Origin of the sequence: Immundisolibacter sp. (assembly GCF_041601295.1) — a bacterium.
Lineage (GTDB): Bacteria > Pseudomonadota > Gammaproteobacteria > Immundisolibacterales > Immundisolibacteraceae > Immundisolibacter.
This window is the reverse complement of the sequence record NZ_JBFIII010000170.1, coordinates 1-2721: the sequence shown is the minus strand read 5'-3', so window position 1 is coordinate 2721 and position 2721 is coordinate 1. Positions and strand designations below refer to the sequence as shown.

Sequence of the window (2721 nt, the reverse complement as noted above, 5' to 3'; positions counted from 1 at the left end):
TGGCCGCGCCATCGGCGGACTGCTCCAGACGCCGGCTGTGGTCGCGCGCCGGCCCGTACAGGCGCTCGGCGTATTCGGACACCATGCGCTCGGAGTTGAAGCGGGGCAGGATGGTCATCATCGACGCCTTGGCCATGGCCACCCAACCCGGCGAATGAGTGTGGCCGCCGCGCTCGAAATACAGCGGAATCACCTCCCGCTCCAGCAGGTCGTACAGGTCGCTCGCTTCCTGACGGTCGCGATCGGCGGGGTCGAAATCGGAACCATGCGGCTCGATCGCCCAGCCGTTACTGCCGTCGTAGCCCTCGGCCCACCAGCCATCCAGGACACTCAGATTGATGACGCCGTTGATGGCCGCCTTCATGCCTGAGGTGCCGCTCGCTTCCAGCGGGTAGACCGGGTTGTTCAGCCACACGTCGACGCCCGACACCAAGCCGCGCGCCAGCGCCACGTCGTAGTTCTCCACTATCAGGATGCGGCCGATGAACTCCGGGCGCATGGACCACTCGTGGATCTGCCGGATCAGTTCCTGCCCGGGCTCGTCGCTGGGGTGTGCCTTGCCGGCGAACATGATCAGCACCGGTCGCTGCGGGTCACCCAGCAAGCGCGCCAGGCGCTCCGGGTCCTGGAACATGAGCGCCGCCCGTTTGTAGGTTGCAAAGCGCCGCCCGAAGCCCAGCACCAACACGTCACCATCGCTGTCGCCCAGGTAACGGGTCACCCTGCGCACTTTAGCGGCGGCCAGGCCGGAACGCCGGTGCTGGACGACCAGGCGCCGGCGCACCATCTGCAACAGCAGGCTCTTGAGTTCCTGGCGCAGGCTCCAGAAACGGTGATCCGGCACCTCCCGAAGACACTCCCAATAAGCGCAGTCGGTCAGCGAACTGCGCCAATCGGCAAAGCGCACATCAAACAGGTTGGCCCATTCCTGGGCCAGAAACGTGCTCACGTGCACGCCATTGGTGACGTGCGTCATCGGGTTTTCCGGCGGTGCAATGTCGGGCCAGATGTAGCGCTCCATGCCCGAGGCAACCTCGCCATGCACCTGGCTGACACCGTTGTGAAAACGGGTGCCGCGCAGCGCCAGGGACGTCATATTGAAGCTGCCCTGGTTCTGTGGGGAGTGACCGAGCGCGCGCAGAGCATCGATGCCGATACCCAGCTCCAACGCAAAGGCGCCGAAATACTGGTCGAACAGATCCGCATCGAAAATATCGTGACCGGCCGCCACCGGCGTGTGGGTGGTGAACACCGTGCCCGCGGCAACGCGCTCCAGGGCAGTGGCGAAGTCATCGCCGCCCGCGACGTATTCGCGGCAGCGCTCCAGCAGCTGAAACGCCGCGTGGCCTTCGTTGATATGCCAGACCGTGGCGGCCAGGCCGAGTGCCCGCAGCGCCCGCACACCGCCGATGCCGAGCACGACTTCCTGCTGCAGGCGCCACTCGCGGTCGCCGCCGTAAAGCTGATAGGTCAGAGCGCGGTCAGCCGCGCTGTTGTCGGGCAGATCGGAATCAAGCAGGTACAGATTGATGTGCCCTACCTTGGCGCGCCACACATGCAGGCCGACGTCGCGCCCTGGCAGCTGCACCGCCACGCGGATCGGCTCGCCACCGGCATCAAGCGCCAGGGTCACCGGCAGGTCATCGATCTGATGTGGCCGGAAGTGCGCCTGCTGCTGGCCATGCCCATCGATGACCTGCGTGAAATAGCCCTGGCGGTACAGCAAGCCCACCGCCACGAAGGGCAGGCCCAGGTCGCTGGCCGCCTTGCAGTGGTCCCCGGCCAGAATGCCAAGGCCGCCGGAGTAAATCGGCAGGCTCTCATGCAGGCCGTACTCGGCACAGAAATACGCCACCAGATCGACCTGCGGGTCAAAACGATCGGTCAGCTGCGAGCGCGCCGTGGCCTGGGCATAACTGTCGTACCCGGACAGCGCACGGCTGTATTCCTCCAGGTAACCGCGATCCTGGGCGGCTTCGTCCAGCGCCTGCTGCGACACCCGGCGTAAAAATACTTTCGGGTTGTGGCCACACAAGCGCCACAGCTCGGCGTCCAGGCGCGCGAACAGCGCCCGCACACGTCGGTCCCAGCTGTAGACCAGATCGCCCGCCAGCTCCTCCAGGCGCCGCAGGCGCACAGGAATGCGGGGCTGGACTTCGATAGTAAAAGTGGTTTGTGTCACGTGCGTGGGTCCGGGTGCCGTAGTGCTTGGTGTGTTCCAAGCAGAGTCTGTGCCAGTCCGGACAGCGCGGCTCAGCGCGCCTTGACTGCTACCAGGCCGATGCCATTAAAACGCGTCTGGGCCTCATCGCCGGGCTTGAGCGGAAACTGCCGCGTGAACGAGCCGCTCATCACGTACTGGCCGGTTTCAAGGCCCCGTCCGTATTCCGCCAATTTATTGGCGAGCCAGGCCAGCGAAGCATAGGGGTCACCCATCACCGCCGCGCCACTTGCCTGCGCCACCTGCTCACCGTTGATGCTGACCTCACAGGTCACGGCGGCAAGATCGGCATCGACCGGCAGCGGCACTTCCGGTCCGATCACGAAGGCGCGCTGTTGTACGTTGTCGGCCACCGCTACCGCCAGCTGGGCGGTGAAATCACCGCGGTTTTCGACCAGCTCCATGGCCGGGTGACAACTGCTGACCGCGGCCCGTGCCGCCGCCACGTCCACCCCGGGGCCGCGCAGCGGCTTACCCAGCCGCAGACATAGCTCGTTCTC

Annotated in this window: 2 protein-coding genes; both read right to left on the bottom strand. The window is 65.6% G+C overall.

What is annotated here, in order from left to right; translation table 11 throughout:
• Window positions 1-2182, bottom strand: a 2182-nt coding sequence (gene glgP, locus ABZF37_RS14040) for an alpha-glucan family phosphorylase (protein WP_372720989.1), incomplete at its 3' end; no start/stop codon positions are given.
• A gap of 71 nt (window positions 2183-2253) precedes the next feature.
• The coding region (locus tag ABZF37_RS14035; RefSeq protein WP_372720987.1) for a 2-keto-4-pentenoate hydratase at window positions 2254-2721 on the bottom strand (468 nt) is incomplete at its 5' end.